The sequence below is a fragment of the Bordetella genomosp. 7 genome (genome assembly GCF_002261265.1).
Taxonomy (GTDB): Bacteria; Pseudomonadota; Gammaproteobacteria; order Burkholderiales; family Burkholderiaceae_B; genus Bordetella_A.
In genome coordinates this window covers 548,688-563,992 of sequence record NZ_NEVK01000003.1, presented here as the reverse complement: position 1 = coordinate 563,992, position 15,305 = coordinate 548,688, and the positions used below count along the sequence as shown (strand labels likewise).

The window sequence follows — 15,305 nt, the reverse complement described above, 5'->3', positions numbered from 1 at the left end:
TTTTTTGATTCCCAGAACGATAAACAGAGTCTTGACGGCGGCATCAGTTCAGATGAACTGGTTTTCGATGAAGCCGTTGCGTTTGGTGACGCGATCGAGTTCGACCAGTGATTCGAGCAGGCCCGGCATCAAGTCCAGCGGTACGGCGTTGGGACCATCGGACAGCGCGCAGGCCGGATCGGGATGGGTTTCCATGAACAGCCCGGAAATTCCCACCGCGACCGCGGCACGCGCCAGCACGGGCACGAATTCGCGCTGCCCGCCCGACGAGGTTCCCTGCCCGCCCGGCAACTGCACCGAATGGGTGGCGTCGAAGACGACCGGGCAGCCGGTTTCCCGCATGATAGCCAGCGAGCGCATGTCGGACACTAAGTTGTTGTATCCGAAAGAAGCGCCACGTTCGCACACGAGGATGTTACTGCCGTCGCCACCGGCCTCGATGGCGGCGTCGCGGGCCTTTTGCGCCACCTGCACCATGTCGTGCGGCGCCAGGAACTGGCCCTTCTTGATGTTGACCGGCTTGAGGGTGGCCGCGCAGGCCCGGATGAAATCGGTCTGGCGGCACAGGAAGGCGGGCGTCTGCAGCATGTCGACGACCGAGGCCACCATGGCCACCTGCTCGGTTTCATGCACGTCGGTGAGCACGGGCACGCCGAGCTGGGCGCGCACGTCGGCCAGGATCTTGAGGCCTTCGTCGATGCCCAGGCCCCGGAACGACTTGCCCGAACTGCGGTTGGCCTTGTCGAACGAGCTTTTATAGATGAACGGGATACCCAGTTTCGCCGTGATGTCTTTCAGGCGGCCGGCGGTATCGAAGGCCAGTTCGCGCGACTCGATGACGCACGGGCCGGCAATGAGAAAAAACGGGTGGTCCAGGCCGATGTCGAAACCGCAGGCTTTCATTCAGGGCTCCTTGCGGCCCTGATGGGCAATGGCCGCCTGGATGAAGCTGGAAAACAACGGATGACCGTCGCGCGGCGTCGAGGTGAATTCGGGGTGGAACTGTACGCCCACGAACCAGGGATGCGTGGGCAGTTCCATCATTTCCGGCAGGTTTTCGGTGGGCGTACGCGCACTGATGACCATGCCCGCTTCTTCGAGGCGCGGCACATACACGTTGTTGACCTCGTAGCGGTGGCGATGGCGCTCGTTGACGTTGTCGCCATAGATGGCCTGCGCACGGGTGCCCGCCTTGATGGGGCAGCGCTGCGCGCCCTTGCGCATGGTGCCGCCCAGGTCGGAGCCGGCATCGCGTTTTTCGAGCTTGCCTTCGCGGTCCATCCATTCGGTAATGAGCGCCACCACGGGATGCGGCGTGGACGGATCGAATTCGGTGCTGTTGGCGCCGCCCAGGCCGGCCACATGGCGGGCGAACTCGATGACGGCCAGCTGCATGCCCAGGCAGATGCCCAGGTAGGGCACGCCGTTTTCACGCGCATGACGGATGGCGGCTATCTTGCCTTCGGTGCCGCGCTTGCCGAAGCCGCCCGGCACCAGGATGGCATCGAGATGCTTGAGCTGGTCGGTACCGCGGGTTTCGATGTCTTCGGAATCGATGTATTCGATGTTGATCTTGGAACGCGTATGGATGCCCGCGTGCACCAGCGCTTCGGACAGCGACTTGTACGATTCGGTGAGGTCGACGTACTTGCCCACCATGCCGATCGTGAGCGTGTGCTGCGGGTTCTCGAGCGCGTCGACCAGGTTGTCCCACATGGACAGGTCGGCCGGCGGCGGGGTCAGGCCCAGGGCCTCGCAGACGATGTTGTCCACGCCCTGCTTGTGCAGCATGGCCGGAATCTTGTAGATGGAGTCGGCGTCCCACACCGAGATGACGGCGTCCAGCGGCACGTTGGAGAACATCGAGATCTTGGCGCGCTCGTCGTCGGGGATGGGACGGTCGGCCCGGCACAGCAGCAGGTTGGGATAGATGCCGATCTCGCGCAGCTTCTGCACCGAATGCTGGGTGGGCTTGGTCTTGAGTTCGCCCGCCGATGCGATGAAGGGCACCAGGGTCAGGTGCACGAAGGCGGCGTTGTTGCGGCCCAGGCGCAGGCTCATCTGGCGGGCGGCTTCCAGGAAGGGCAGCGATTCGATGTCGCCGACGGTGCCGCCGATTTCGACAATGGCCACATCGGTGGCGCCGTTCCAGGCCGCATCGGCGCCGCGGGCGACGAAGTCCTGGATTTCATTGGTGATGTGGGGAATGACCTGCACGGTCTTGCCCAGGTAGTCGCCCCGGCGTTCCTTGCGCAGCACCGATTCGTAGATCTGGCCGGTGGTGAAATTGTTCACCTTGCGCATCTTGGCCGAGATGAAACGCTCGTAATGGCCCAGGTCGAGGTCGGTTTCGGCGCCGTCTTCCGTGACGAACACCTCGCCGTGCTGGAACGGGCTCATGGTGCCGGGGTCGACGTTGATATAGGGGTCGAGCTTGAGCAGGGTGACTTGCAGACCGCGCGATTCGAGGATCGCGGCGAGGGACGCGGCGGCGATCCCTTTGCCCAGGGAAGACACCACACCGCCGGTGACAAATACGTATTTGGTCATCGTAATTGGCGCCCGGGACAGGGGGCGCATGCGGGAAATTTGGATTATAGCCGCCCGTGAGGCGGCTCAGGGGTTTTCCCGGATGACCGGTGCGTAACAGAAGGCGAATGGGCCGGCGGCTCAGCCCTGCACGGGCCGCGTGCGCTCCTGCAGCCAGTCGAGCGCCCTGCCCTGCACCAGGGGGGCGACGCGCTCGCGGACCGTGCGATGATAGTCGTCCAGCCAGGCGATTTCGTCGGGCCGCAGCAACGATGCGTCGATGCAGCGGGTGTCGATGGGACACAGGGTGAGCGTCTCGAAACACAGGAACTCGCCCGACTCGTTTTCGAGCCAGCTCCGGTTGGCCACCAGGTTTTCGATGCGCACGCCCCAACGGCCCGGCCGGTAGATGCCCGGCTCGTTGGAGGTGATCATGCCCGGCTCCATGGCCGTATGGGGGCCCGGGGCGGCGCGGTACGAAATCACCTGCGGGCCCTCGTGCACATTCAGGAAATACCCGACGCCATGGCCGGTTCCGTGGCCGTATTCCGCCCCGCCCTGCCAGATGGGCGCGCGGGCAATGGCGTCGAGCATGGGCGACGGCGTGCCGCGGGGGAACGCGGCGCGCGACAGGGCGATCATGCCCTTGAGCACCAGCGTGAAATCGACCTTCTGGTCGGCGCTGGGCCGCCCCACCGCGACTACCCGCGTGATGTCGGTGGTGCCGCCCAGATACTGCCCGCCGGAATCGATGAGCAGCAGGCCGTCGCCTTCGATCACCGCATGCGATTCCGGTGTCGCGCGGTAGTGCGGCATGGCGCCGTTGGCGTTGAAGCCGGCAATGGTGGCGAAGCTGGGGCACACGTAGCCGGGGCGGCGCGCGCGCGCCGCCGTGATCTGCTCGTCGATGGTGAGCTCGCTGATGACTTGCTTGCCCAGGCTGTCTTCGAACCATGCGAAGAACTCGCACAGCGCCGCGCCGTCCTGTTCCATCGCCTGGCGCACATGCGCGAGCTCGGCTTCGGACTTGCGCGATTTGAACAGCGTGGTGGGGTTGATGGCTTCGATGCGGGGCACTTCGGGGTCCATGGCATGGAACACCCCGCACGTCACGCGCGCCGGGTCGATCAGCAGGACCTGGTCGCGCTGCAGTGAGCCCAGCGCCTCGGCCGCCAGCCCATACGGAGCCACGTCGATACCGTCGGCGGCGAGCGAGGCGCGCAGGGCCGCGCTGATCTTGCCGTCGCCCACGAACAGCGTGGCGTGGTCCGGGCCGACCAGCGCGTGGGCAAGGAACACCGGGTTGTAGGGCACGTCTGCGCCGCGCAGATTCAGAAGCCAGGCAATGTCGTCCAGTGTGGACACCAGGTGGACATCCGCGCCGTGCGAGCGCATGGCTTGACGCAACCGGGCCAGTTTGTCGGCGCGGCTGGCGCAGGCATAAGGCGGCTCGTGGGGATACACCGGGGCGTCGGGCAGGCCGGGACGGTCCGTCCAGACATCTGCCAGCGGGTCGGCCAGGATGTCCAGGCTGGCTCCCAGCGGCTGCAGGGCGGCCCACAAGGCGCGGAATGCCGACAGCCCCAGCACGTTGCCGTCCACCCCCACGCGCTGGCCGGCGCGCAGGCGCGAGGCCAGCCATTCGACGTGGCCGGGCGTGTTCGCGGCGGCGATTTTCATCAGTTGCATGCCGGTTCCGGCCAGTTGAGCCTCGGCCTGGACCCAATAGCGGCTGTCGACCCACAGGCCGGCGAAATCGGCCGTGACCACCACCGTGCCCACCGATCCGGTGAACCCGCTGAGCCACTCGCGCCCCTGCCAGCGGGCCGGCAGGTATTCGGACAGATGCGGGTCGGCCGACGGAATGATGCAGGCATCCAGGCCGCGGCGGCGCATGGCCTGCCTGAGCCTGGCGATACGGGTATCGGTGGGGGACATGGGGTTCCTCAGCGCAACATGGACGACATGGCCGACAGGCAATTCAGCGTGCGGATGGCGGCCTGCATGCTTTCTACGGTAAAGCGCAAGGTCACGCCGTCCACGCGCTCGAGCGTGGGCCACATGCAGAACAGATCGGCCAACGCCGTGCTCTGTGTCTGCAACCGGCATTCTATAGGCGGCGCGATACGCAGGGGAACCGCCTGGCCGGCCTCGCGCACGGCGTCCCGGACCGCGGCCGCAATGGCCTGGCGCGCGGCCGCGGGCGACAGCGACACGCCGCTGCCCTGTCCGTGCGCCACCTTGGTCTGCACCCAGCGGGCGCGCGGGAACAGCGGCCGAGTCTCTTCGATGAAGACATCATCGCCGCTGGCCATGATCACGGGCACGCCCAGTTCGCCGGCAAGCGCCCCGTACAGGCCGGCTTCGCCCAGCTCGACGCCGTTGATGAATACGCGCGCGTACGCAAAACTGTTGATCGTATGCGCCAGTATGCCGCGCGCCTGCGAACGTGCGTGGTAGCCCACCAGGCAGACCGCGTCGCAGGATTCTTCCAGGCCGCCCATCATGCCCAGGTAACGCGGCTTGCCCAGCACGACGCGCGCCCGCGCATCGAGCGCGTCGGGCAACAGGTTGCGAAAGCCGCCGTGCGAATCGTTGACCAGCACCTCGTCGGCGCCGCCGTCGAACGCGCCTTCGATGGCGGCATTGGCCTCGCCGGTCATCCAGGCGCGCGCGCGTTCGTATTCGCCGTTGCCCGGCCGCGTCTGCTCGGCGTGAAATACGCCGGCCACGCCCTCGATGTCGGTGGAAATCAGGATTTTCATAGATGCGGGCTAGAAAGAGTATGGGCCCGTGACGGCCCGACAAGCCGGCCTACAGTTCGGTGCGGGCCAGCCATTGGCGCCATTCGGGCGCGGCTTCGCGGATGCAGGCGCGACGGTGGCCGTCGCGCCCGGTGACCGATTCGGCGTGCCACAGGGCCGCCACGATGGCCTGTTCGCAGGATTCGGCGGCCGCCTCGAACAAGGGGTCGATGCGGGTTTCGTGCAGCATGGACACGGCCGGCATGCCGCGTTCGGCCAGGTGCGGAACGGTGTAGGCGGTGGAAAACGCCAGGGCGATGTCTCCGCTTCCATGGCCGAACACCGACCCGGTGCGGGCCAGCCCGGCCCCGGCGCGCAACGCCACGCGCCGCAACTGCCGCGCATCCAGAGGCGCGTCGGTGGCCAGCAGCAGAATGATAGAGCCCTGCTCCGGGCGCGCCGCATCGGCGGCCACGGCCCGATCCTGCCGCAGCGCCAGCTCGCGGCCGAATGGGCGGCCCGCGATCGTCAGGGCGGGCAGCCTGCCGAAGTTGGCCAGCACCAGCGCTCCAACGGTGTAACGCAGGCCGGGCTGGATCTCTGCCACGCGCGACGCCGATCCGATGCCGCCCTTCAGCGAGAATGACGACATGCCGCGCCCCGCCCCCACCGAGCCCTGCGCAAAATGGGCATCGGCCGCGCCCAGCGCCTGGGCATAGTGCGTTTCTTGCACCGCCAGCGCCTGGATGTCGTTGAGATACCCGTCATTGCACTCGAACACCAGCGGATTGACGGTGGGCCAATCGCGGCCGATGGACGGGTTGGCCGCCAGGGCCGCGCGGATCTGCGCATTGGCGACCGTGCCCACGCCAAAAGTGTTGGTCAGCGCCAGCGGCGTTTCGAGCACGCCGAGCTCTCGCACCTGCACCAGCCCCACGCTCTTGCCGAAGCCATTGAGCACCGCGGCGGCGGCCGGCACCTTGTCGCGGTAGACGTCGCCCTGGTGCGGACGCACCACGGTGACGCCGGTCTGCAGGGCTGCATCGGCCAGCGTGCAGTGGCCGACGGTTACGCCGCGCACGTCGCTAATGGCGTCCAGGGGGCCCGCCGGCAACATGCCGACGCGCGGAATGATCGATTGCGTATTCATCGGGCCGGACTACAGGCGGTCGATCTTGGGATCGAGGGCATCGCGCAAGGCGTCGCCCAGCAGGTTGAACGCCAGCACGGTGAAGAAGATGGCCAGGCTGGGGAACAGGGCCACGTGGGGGGCGTTTACCATGTCGGCGCGAGCCTCATTGAGCATGGCGCCCCATTCGGGCGTGGGCGGCTGCGCGCCCATGCCCAGGAACGACAGGCTGGCCGCCGTAATGATGGATGTGCCCACGCGCATGGTGAAGTACACCACGATGGACGAAATGGTGCCCGGCAGGATGTGGCGCATCAGGATGGTCCAGTCGGAAGCGCCGATGCTCTTGGTGGCCTCGATGTAGGTCAGGTGCTTGAGGGCAAGCGTATTGCCGCGCACCAGGCGGGCAAAGGCCGGCACGCTGAACACCGACACCGCCACCACGACGTTGACCATGCTGCTGCCCAGAATGGCGACCACGCCCAGGGCCAGTAGGATGCCCGGAAAGGCGAACAGCACGTCCGAGATCCGCATGGTGATGCGGTCCCACCAGCCTTCGTAGTAGCCGGCCAGCAGCCCCAGGGCAGTGCCCACCAGGCCGCCCAGCAGCACCGACAGGAAGCCGGCCGCCAGCGAAATGCGCGCGCCGGCCAGGATGCGGCTGAAGATATCGCGGCCCAGCGGGTCTACGCCGAACCAGTGGGCCGCGGACGGCCCGGTGTTGATCATGTCGTAGTCGAAGTAATTCTCGGCGTCGTACGGCGTGATCCAGGGCGCCAGCACGGCGACCAGCACCAGCAGCAGCACGAACACCAGGGCGGCTACGCCCACATGCTGCTTGCGGAACTTGCGCCAGAATTCGCCCCAGGGGGTTCGCACGTTGGTGGCAGTATTGATGCCGGCATTCACGGCGGTCGTCTGTGTCATGGCCGCCTCATTTGTAGCGTATGGTGGGGTTGATGAAACCATAGAGCATGTCCACGACCAGGTTGATCAGGATGAACTCGAGCGAGAACAACAGGACCAGCGCCTGGATGACGGGATAGTCGCGCATGTTGACCGAATCGACCAGCAGCCGGCCCAGCCCGGGCCAGTTGAAGACCGCCTCGACAACAATGGAGCCGCCCAGCAGGAAACCGAACTGCAGCCCCATCATGGTGACCACGGGAATGAGCGCGTTGCGCAGCGTATGCTTGACGATGACGACACGCTCGCGCAACCCCTTGGCGCGGGCCGTGCGCACGAAATCTTCCTGGATGACTTCGACAAATGATGCGCGCGTGAAGCGCGCCATCACGGCGGCCACCGCGGCGCCCAGCGTGAGCGACGGCAGGATGTAGTGTTTCCAGCTGTCGGCCCCCACCGTGGGCAGCCAGCCCAGGTTCACCGAGAACACCTGCATCAGCAGCATGCCCAGCGCGAACGCCGGGAACGAAATTCCCGACACGGCCAGCGTCATGCCCAGGCGATCGGGCCACCGGTTGCGGAACACCGCGGAAAAAATGCCGATGGTCATGCCGAACAGCACCGACCAGGCCATGCTGACCAGCGTCAACAGCAGCGTAGGCATGAAGCGCTCGGCGATCTCGGTGGATACCGGACGCCGCGTGCGCATCGATGTGCCCAGGTCGCCCTGGACGATATTGGTGAAAAAGCGCATGAATTGTTCGGGCAGCGGCTTGTCCAGCCCCAGTTCCGCGCGCACCAGTTCAACGGTTTCCAGATCGGCGTCCTGCCCTGCCGCCAGGCGCGCGGGGTCGCCCGGCAGCATGTGCACGAACAGGAACACCAGCACCGCCACGATCAATAGCGTGGGCACCAGCCCAACCAGCCGCTTGAGGAAGTAATTCAGCATTTTTCAACCTGGTCGGCGATGCGCGGGACGCGGGGCGCCCCGCGCATCGTCCGTGTTGCAGCCTGGCGGCCGCTTACTCGGAAAGCGTGATTTCGCCGGTGTTGATGTTGCCGTCGGGCATCACGTACACACCGTCGAGCTTCTTGCTGCGGGCGTACAGCGTGCGCTCGGTGACCAGCGCGGCCCACGGCGCGTCTTTCCAGATCTGCTCTTGCGCCTCTTTGTACAGCTGCGCCTTTTCCTGGTCATCGACCGAACGCAGGGCCTTGGCGATATTGGCGTCCACCACATCGTTCTTGTAGTAGGCGGTGTTGTTCAACCGGGGCGGAAACGCTTCGGATGCCAGCAACGGACGCAGCGCCCAGTCGGCCTCGCCGGTGGAAGCGGACCAGCCGGCGTAGTACATGCGCACGGGCGCCTTGGCAGGTTCGGGCGCCTGCTGCACCCATTCCGTGCGCTGCCCCACTTCCAGGGCCTGCACCTGCACCTTGATGCCCACCTGGCGCAGTTGCTGCTGCAGGAACTGCAGAACCTTCTGCGTCGTGGAGTTGGCGTAGCCGCCCCACAGCACCGATTCGAAGCCGTCGGGATAGCCGGCCTCGGCCAACAGTTCCTTGGCCTTCTTGGGATCGTAGGGCCACGGCTCGATCTTGTGCGCATAGGCCACGCCCTGCGGCACGATGCCCTGGGCGGGGAAGGCGTAGCCGGAGAACGCCACCTTGGCCAGGGCCTCGCGATTGATGGCGTAATTGATGGCCTGGCGCACTTTCACGTTGTCGAAAGGCTTGTGCTGGACGTTGAAGCTGACGTAGCGCGTGACGATGGAGTCGCCGGTGATGACGTCGAGCTTGTCGCTCTTGTCCAATTGCGCGGCCTGCTCGTACGGCAGCGTATACGCGAAATCGGCTTCGCCGGTCTGCAGCATGGCCGCCCGCGTGCTGTTCTCGAGCACGGGCTTCCAGGTAACGCTGTCGACTTTGGGGTAGCCCTTCTTCCAGTAACCGTCGAACTTCTTGCCGCGCACGTAGTCGGTCTGCTTCCAGCCGTCGAACACGAACGGGCCGGTGCCTACCGGGTTGAACGCAATTTCCTTGCCGTATTTTTCCAGCGCGGCCGGCGAGATCATGGCGGCCGAGGCGTGGGCCAGCGAGTTGATGAACGGCGCGAACGGCTCTTTCAGCGTGATGCGCACCGTGTGGTCGTCGACAGCCTCGACTTTGTCGATGCGGTTGAACTGGTTGTAGCGCGCCAGGCGGTTGTCGCGATTGAGGACGCGTTCGAGATTGGTCTTCACGGCCGCCGCGTTGAAGTCCGTACCATCGTGGAACTTCACGCCCTGGCGCAACTTGAACGTGTACACCAGGCCATCGGGAGCCACTTCGTAGCTTTCGGCGAGCACTGGCCTGATCTTCAGGTCTTTGTCGAATTCGAAGAGACCTTCGTAGAACGACTTGGTCACCGCAGTGGTGAGCGTGGTGTTGGTGTTGTACGGGTCGAGTGTCTCGGCCTGCGAACTCAGCGCCAGCACCACGTCCTTGGCCGCGTAGGCGGCGCCGCCGAAGGTCAGCGCGGACAGCGCCAGCAGGCTGGCCGCCAGGGTTTTGCGCCGCAACAGCGGTTTGACTCGATTACTCATGAACAGGCTCCTTGGGGTCTACAGACGGCTTGCTTATCAATAGGCGCCGGCAATGCGATGCCGGGCGACAAAATGCCGCGGTGCCACTTGCACCAGCGGCTGGACCACCGGTTCGTCGCCGACGGCCCGTATCGGGCTGGGGATCTCATCGGACAGCAGCTCGCGCGCCAGATGCCGGCGCGAGGGATCCGCGATGGGCACCGCGTCCATCAGCTTGCGCGTGTATGGATGCTGCGGGTTCTCGAAGATGGCCCGCCGCGGGCCGATCTCGACGATCTGGCCCAGGTACATCACCGCCACGCGGTGGCTGACGCGCTCCACCACGGCCATGTCGTGCGAAATGAACAGGAACGCCACGCCCAGTTCGCGCTGCAGGTCCAGCATCAGGTTGACGATCTGCGCCTGGATGGAAACATCCAATGCCGAGACGGCCTCGTCGGCCACCACCACCTTGGGATTCAGGGCCAGCGCGCGAGCGATGGCAATGCGCTGGCGCTGGCCACCGGAAAACTCGTGGGGATAGCGGCTGGCATGCTCCGGCGGCAAGCCCACTTTTTCGAGCAGCCAGGCCACCCGCTCGCGGGCCTGCGCGCCCTTGGCGATGCCGTGCACGAGCAGCGGCTCCATGATGGAAAAGCCCACCGTCACGCGCGGGTCGAGCGACGCGAACGGGTCCTGGAAGATGAACTGGATATTGCGGCGCAGATGCTGCAATTCGCTGGCGGGCATGTCGCGGATGTTCTGGCCGCCGAACTCGATGGCCCCGCTCTGGCTTTCCACCAGGCGCAGCAACGACCGCCCGGTGGTCGACTTGCCGCAACCGGATTCGCCCACGAGCGCCAGGGTCTCGCCAGGGTACAGATCGAAGCTGACGCGCTCGACCGCGTGCACCCGCCGCCTGACGCGGCCGAACAGGCCGCTGGGCACGTCGAAACGGGTGACCAGGTCTTTGACGCGCAGAATGGGCTGTACGTCGCCGCGCACCGTATCGTGCGGCTCGACCGGCGCGGGCAGATCGGGTGCGTCCACGCGCAGCAAGGGGAACTTGGCGGGCAGATCGGTGCCCGACATCGCTCCCAGACGCGGCACCGCCGACAGCAGCGCGCGCGTGTATGCGTGGGCGGGGCGCTCGAACACCTGCCGGGAATCACCCTCTTCGACCTTGTCGCCCCGGTACATGACAAGCACGCGGTCGGCCACTTCGGCCACCACGCCCATATCGTGCGTGATGAAGATCACGCCCATGTTCATTTCTTGCTGCAGCTGCCGGATCAGTTGCAGGATCTGCGCCTGGATGGTGACGTCCAGCGCCGTGGTCGGTTCGTCGGCGATCAGCAGCTGGGGCTTGCACGACAGCGCCATGGCGATCATGACGCGCTGGCGCATGCCGCCCGACAACTGGTGCGGATAGCGGCCCATGACCTGGCTTGCTTCGGGAATGCGCACGCGCTCCAGCATGCGCAAGGCTTCCGCGCGCGCGCCGGCGGCGTCCATGCCCTGGTGCACGCGGATCGATTCGGCAATCTGGTCGCCCGCCGTGAACACGGGGTTCAGCGAGGTCATGGGCTCCTGGAAGATCATGGCCACATCCGCGCCGCGTATGCTGCGCATGGTGGAGCCAGAGGCGCGCGCCAGATCGACCACCGAGCCATTGCGCCGGCGCAGCAGCATACTGCCTCCGGTGATATTGCCGCCCCCATGTTCGACCAGTCGCATCAGCGCCAGCGACGTCACCGACTTGCCGGACCCGGACTCGCCCACGATGGCGAGCGTTTCGCCCCGGCTGACTTGAAACGACAGATTGCGCACGGCTTCGACCGTGCGCTCGGACGTGGAAAAACGCACGCTCAGGCCGTCGACCTGTACGACACGATTGTCAGGCAGCGCAAGGCTGCTTGCACGGTCAACCATATTGCTTGTTCCCATACTGGCCGCCCGGCGGGCGGCGGCGTTGTGCGGCAGTCATTGGTAGATGGCGGCAACCGGGTCTTCGCCCACGCGGGCATAGCCGCGATACATGCCTTCGGTGTTGAAGGGCAGGACCACGTTGCCCTGCGCGTCGACGGCGATCAGCCCGCCCTTGCCCTGGATGGCGGGCAGCTTGTCGAACACCACGCGGTCGGCGGCGTCGCGCAGGGTGGCGCCGGCATATTCCATCTGTGCGGCCACGTCGTAGGCAGCCACTGCCCGGATGAACATTTCGCCGGTGCCGGTTGTGGAGACGGCGCAGCTGCGGTTGCTGGCGTAGCAACCCGCGCCGATCAAGGGTGCGTCGCCCACCCGCCCCACCTGCTTATTGGTGATGCCGCCGGTAGAGGTCGCGGCCGCGACATTGCCGTGGGCATCTACCGCCACGGCCCCTACCGTGCCGAATTTCTTGTCGGCATCCAGCGGGTCGGCCGGCGCGGGCTGGCAGCCGGCCACCATGGCGTGGCCGTCGTGGTCGAGCACGGCCGCACCGGGCGCTTCGCGCTGTACGCGCAACAACTGTTCGTGCCGCGCCTGCGTCGAAAAATAAGACGGATCCACCATCTGCAGCCCCTGGGCGCGCGCATAGTCTTCCGCCCCGGCGCCCACAAAGAACACGTGCTTGCTGTGTTCCATGACGGCACGGGCGGCAAGTACGGGATTGCGCACCCGCGAAACGTTCGCGATGGCGCCGCAGCGCAGCGTGGCGCCATCCATGATGGACGCGTCCAGCTCATGCGTGCCCGCGCTCGTGAATACCGCGCCATGGCCGGCATTGAACAGCGGGCAGTCTTCCAGACGGCGCACCGCCTCGGTGACCGCATCCAGCGCGGTGCCGCCGGCGGCCAGCACCGCCTGTCCCGCCTGGAGGATTTCGCGCAGGGCCGACAGGTATTCCTGTTCTTTCTCGGGCGACATGGCGGCGCGCGACATGGCGCCCGCGCCACCGTGGATCGCGATAACCGGTTGAATCATCTTTTTCCTGCTCCTGCACCATGGAAAAGCCACGGCATGACGGACTGGGTCACGCCGGCTGCGGCCTGAATTGGGTTCTTGGCCCGGTGGGCCACCGCCGCGGACAGACCTTCGACCAGGCCCAGGGCGGCTGTTTCAGAGTTGGACGACAGTTGGCGCGAGGTATGCGCATACAGCGCTACCGTGGCCAGCGGCGCCAGCGGCGAGGTGGGTTTGTCGGTCAGCACCAGCACCGGCACGCCGGCGTCTTGCGCGGCCCGCCCCAGCGTGACCGTGTCGGCCAGGTAGCGCGGAAAGGCGATGGCGATGACCAGGTCGCGTTCGGTCATGCGGGCCAGTTGTCGCGCGGCGTGCGAAACGCCGCCGGGCCCGGCCAGCGATTCGCACGAGTACAGGTGCATGCACAGGTTGCGCTGCAGCAGGCCCGCCAGGAAGCCGCTGGAGCCGAAACCGATGATGAAAACCCGTTCGGCCGCCAGCACGATGTCTACGGCCCGTTCACAGGCTTCGGCATCCAGCGCCTGCAGGGTGCGCTGCGCATTGCGGATGTCTTCTTCCAGCGTGGCCGCCATGACCTGCACGGCAGTCGCCGAATGCGCCAGTTCCACGCGCAGCTTTTCCACCGGCTCCAGAGCGGCTTCAAAGCCCCGCGCCAGTTCGGCGCGGAATTGCGGATAGCCGGGCAGCCCCAGCGCACGCGCGAACCGGTTCGCCGACGCCACCGACACGCCCACCGCCGCCGCGAATTCGTCGATTGTCATCGTGGCCACTCGGAACTGGTGCGCCAGCACGTATTCGGCCATGCGATGCTGGGCGCGGCTCAGATCAGGCTGGGCGCGGGCGATCCGGGCCGCGACGGATGGGCTGGGTTGGGCCATGAAAGTGCGGTAGGGCATCAATGTAAATTTGTTTTCATGGCAATTTTAATTAAGAAAATATGCTTTCATACTGCGGGAATACCCTGCCATCCGCGCGCGCCACGAGCGCCCATGAAAAAACCCTGCCGCAGCAGGGTTCGGGAACACCGCAGACGCCCGGTTTCAGGCGACAGCGGATACGTCGAGCCGGGCCTTGGTCTTGGCCTGGATTTCTTCGACGGTGACCCCGGGGGCCAGTTCGATCAGCTTCAGGCCGTTGTCGCCCACTTCCATCACGCCCAGGTCGGTAATGATGAGATTGACCACGCCCACGCCGGTCAGGGGCAGCGTGCATTCGGGCAGCAGCTTGATGTCTTCGGTGCCGTCTTTTTTCTTGGCCACGTGCTCCATCAACACCACGACGCGGCCGACACCGGCCACCAGGTCCATGGCGCCGCCCATGCCCTTGACCATCTTGCCGGGAATCATCCAGTTGGCCAGGTCGCCCTTTTCGGACACCTGCATGGCCCCCAGGATCGCCAGGTTGATCTTGCCGCCACGTATCATCGCGAACGAGTCGGCCGACGAGAAAATGGAAGAGCCCGGCAAGGTGGTAACCGTCTGCTTGCCGGCGTTGATCAGGTCGGCGTCGACCTGGTCGTCGGTGGGAAACGGGCCGATGCCCAGCAGGCCGTTTTCGGACTGCAGCCAGACTTCGATGCCGGCAGGCACGTGGTTGGCCACAAGGGTGGGCAAGCCTATGCCCAGGTTTACGTAAAAACCGTCGTGCAGCTCGCGCGCGGCGCGCGCGGCCATTTCATCGCGGGACCATGCCATGTCGTGTTCTCCTTAGGCCGGGCGAGTGGTGCGTTGTTCGATGCGCTTTTCCGGTTGCTCGTTGAGCACGATGCGGTGCACATAGATACCGGGCAGGTGGACCTGGTCGGGATCGAGCGCGCCGGTGTCGACGATCTTCTCGACCTCGACCACCGTGACTTTGCCCGCCATGGCCACGTTGGGGTTGAAGTTGCGCGCGGTCTTGCGAAACACCAGATTGCCGCTGCGGTCGGCGATGTAGGCCTTGACCAGCGACACATCAGGCACCAGCGAACGTTCCATGACGTACTGCTGGCCGTCGAATTCGCGCTGTTCTTTGCCGTCGGCCACGATCGTGCCCACGCCGGTACGGGTGAAAAATGCGGGAATGCCTGCGCCGCCGGCGCGCAGCTTTTCGGCCAGCGTGCCCTGCGGCGTGAATTCCAGTTCGAGTTCGCCGGCCAGGTACTGGCGTTCGAACTCTTTGTTTTCGCCCACATACGAGGCGATCATCTTGCGGATCTGCCGCGTGGTGAGCAACTGGCCCAAGCCGAAACCGTCCACCCCGGCGTTATTGCTGATGCAGGTAAGGTTCTTGACGCCGGAATCACGCAGCGCGGCGATCAGGGCCTCTGGAATGCCGCACAGGCCGAAGCCGCCCACGGCGATCATCTGGCCGTCTTCGACGACCCCCGCCAGCGCCTCGTCAGCGCTTGCATATACTTTGTCCATCTGTCCAGCTCCTGGAAATAGGGATTCTTGGAAGGCGCGGCTGCGAGGGGTGGCGCGCCAGCTT

Annotated in this window: 13 protein-coding genes; all 13 read right to left on the bottom strand. The window is 65.7% G+C overall.

The window, feature by feature from the left end:
- Positions 1-48: 48 nt before the first annotated feature.
- Positions 49-903 (bottom strand): 3-deoxy-8-phosphooctulonate synthase, encoded by an 855-nt coding sequence (kdsA, locus tag CAL19_RS05065; protein ID WP_094796173.1) that lies wholly within the window; start codon positions 901-903, stop codon positions 49-51.
- On the bottom strand, positions 904-2,550 hold the full coding sequence (locus tag CAL19_RS05060; protein ID WP_026640409.1) for a CTP synthase: 1,647 nt from the start codon (positions 2,548-2,550) through the stop codon (positions 904-906). It lies immediately after the preceding gene.
- A 120-nt stretch (positions 2,551-2,670) separates the two neighbouring features.
- Positions 2,671-4,467 carry an aminopeptidase P family protein gene (locus tag CAL19_RS05055; RefSeq protein WP_094796172.1) on the bottom strand — a complete coding sequence of 599 codons (1,797 nt, stop codon included), beginning with the start codon at positions 4,465-4,467 and terminating at the stop codon, positions 2,671-2,673.
- Positions 4,468-4,475: 8 nt separating this feature from the next.
- On the bottom strand, positions 4,476-5,294 hold the full coding sequence (locus CAL19_RS05050) for a M55 family metallopeptidase (RefSeq protein WP_094796171.1): 819 nt from the start codon (positions 5,292-5,294) through the stop codon (positions 4,476-4,478).
- 49 nt (positions 5,295-5,343) lie between these two features.
- Positions 5,344-6,423, bottom strand: coding sequence for a P1 family peptidase (locus CAL19_RS05045; RefSeq protein ID WP_026640406.1), 1,080 nt, complete (start codon positions 6,421-6,423; stop codon positions 5,344-5,346).
- A 9-nt stretch (positions 6,424-6,432) separates the two neighbouring features.
- A complete protein-coding gene (gsiD, locus tag CAL19_RS05040) occupies positions 6,433-7,329 on the bottom strand; it encodes a glutathione ABC transporter permease GsiD (RefSeq protein ID WP_026640405.1) in 897 nt (298 codons plus the stop codon).
- 7 nt (positions 7,330-7,336) lie between these two features.
- On the bottom strand, positions 7,337-8,257 hold the full coding sequence (gene gsiC / locus CAL19_RS05035; protein ID WP_094796170.1) for a glutathione ABC transporter permease GsiC: 921 nt from the start codon (positions 8,255-8,257) through the stop codon (positions 7,337-7,339).
- 73 nt (positions 8,258-8,330) lie between these two features.
- Complete coding sequence (gsiB, locus tag CAL19_RS05030; protein ID WP_094796169.1) at positions 8,331-9,893, bottom strand: glutathione ABC transporter substrate-binding protein GsiB; 1,563 nt, start codon at positions 9,891-9,893, stop codon at positions 8,331-8,333.
- 36 nt (positions 9,894-9,929) lie between these two features.
- Positions 9,930-11,804, bottom strand: coding sequence for a dipeptide ABC transporter ATP-binding protein (locus CAL19_RS05025; RefSeq protein WP_094796168.1), 1,875 nt, complete (start codon positions 11,802-11,804; stop codon positions 9,930-9,932).
- Between the two features lie 51 nt (positions 11,805-11,855).
- On the bottom strand, positions 11,856-12,836 hold the full coding sequence (locus CAL19_RS05020) for an isoaspartyl peptidase/L-asparaginase family protein (protein WP_094796167.1): 981 nt from the start codon (positions 12,834-12,836) through the stop codon (positions 11,856-11,858).
- The gene (locus tag CAL19_RS05015) at positions 12,833-13,714 is read right to left on the bottom strand and encodes a MurR/RpiR family transcriptional regulator (protein ID WP_026640400.1); all 882 of its coding nucleotides are present in this window, start codon (positions 13,712-13,714) and stop codon (positions 12,833-12,835) included. The genes CAL19_RS05020 and CAL19_RS05015 overlap by 4 nt, the downstream gene beginning before the upstream one ends.
- Positions 13,715-13,876: 162 nt before the next feature.
- Entirely contained in the window at positions 13,877-14,530 is a 654-nt protein-coding gene (locus CAL19_RS05010) for a CoA transferase subunit B (RefSeq protein ID WP_026640399.1), read from the bottom strand.
- A 12-nt stretch (positions 14,531-14,542) separates the two neighbouring features.
- Positions 14,543-15,241, bottom strand: a complete 699-nt coding sequence (locus tag CAL19_RS05005) for a CoA transferase subunit A (RefSeq protein ID WP_026640398.1) — start codon at positions 15,239-15,241, stop codon at positions 14,543-14,545.
- Between the last annotated feature and the right edge of the window lie 64 nt (positions 15,242-15,305).

What these genes read in the sequence shown, in the direction of transcription:
- kdsA (WP_094796173.1), bottom strand. Translation starts at nt 903, where the DNA reads ATGAAAGCCTGCGGTTTCGACATCGGCCTGGACCACCCGTTTTTTCTC.
- CAL19_RS05060 (WP_026640409.1), bottom strand. Translation starts at nt 2,550, where the DNA reads ATGACCAAATACGTATTTGTCACCGGCGGTGTGGTGTCTTCCCTGGGC.
- CAL19_RS05055 (WP_094796172.1), bottom strand. Translation starts at nt 4,467, where the DNA reads ATGTCCCCCACCGATACCCGTATCGCCAGGCTCAGGCAGGCCATGCGC.
- CAL19_RS05050 (WP_094796171.1), bottom strand. Translation starts at nt 5,294, where the DNA reads ATGAAAATCCTGATTTCCACCGACATCGAGGGCGTGGCCGGCGTATTT.
- CAL19_RS05045 (WP_026640406.1), bottom strand. Translation starts at nt 6,423, where the DNA reads ATGAATACGCAATCGATCATTCCGCGCGTCGGCATGTTGCCGGCGGGC.
- gsiD (WP_026640405.1), bottom strand. Translation starts at nt 7,329, where the DNA reads ATGACACAGACGACCGCCGTGAATGCCGGCATCAATACTGCCACCAAC.
- gsiC (WP_094796170.1), bottom strand. Translation starts at nt 8,257, where the DNA reads ATGCTGAATTACTTCCTCAAGCGGCTGGTTGGGCTGGTGCCCACGCTA.
- gsiB (WP_094796169.1), bottom strand. Translation starts at nt 9,893, where the DNA reads ATGAGTAATCGAGTCAAACCGCTGTTGCGGCGCAAAACCCTGGCGGCC.
- CAL19_RS05025 (WP_094796168.1), bottom strand. Translation starts at nt 11,804, where the DNA reads ATGGTTGACCGTGCAAGCAGCCTTGCGCTGCCTGACAATCGTGTCGTA.
- CAL19_RS05020 (WP_094796167.1), bottom strand. Translation starts at nt 12,836, where the DNA reads ATGATTCAACCGGTTATCGCGATCCACGGTGGCGCGGGCGCCATGTCG.
- CAL19_RS05015 (WP_026640400.1), bottom strand. Translation starts at nt 13,714, where the DNA reads ATGGCCCAACCCAGCCCATCCGTCGCGGCCCGGATCGCCCGCGCCCAG.
- CAL19_RS05010 (WP_026640399.1), bottom strand. Translation starts at nt 14,530, where the DNA reads ATGGCATGGTCCCGCGATGAAATGGCCGCGCGCGCCGCGCGCGAGCTG.
- CAL19_RS05005 (WP_026640398.1), bottom strand. Translation starts at nt 15,241, where the DNA reads ATGGACAAAGTATATGCAAGCGCTGACGAGGCGCTGGCGGGGGTCGTC.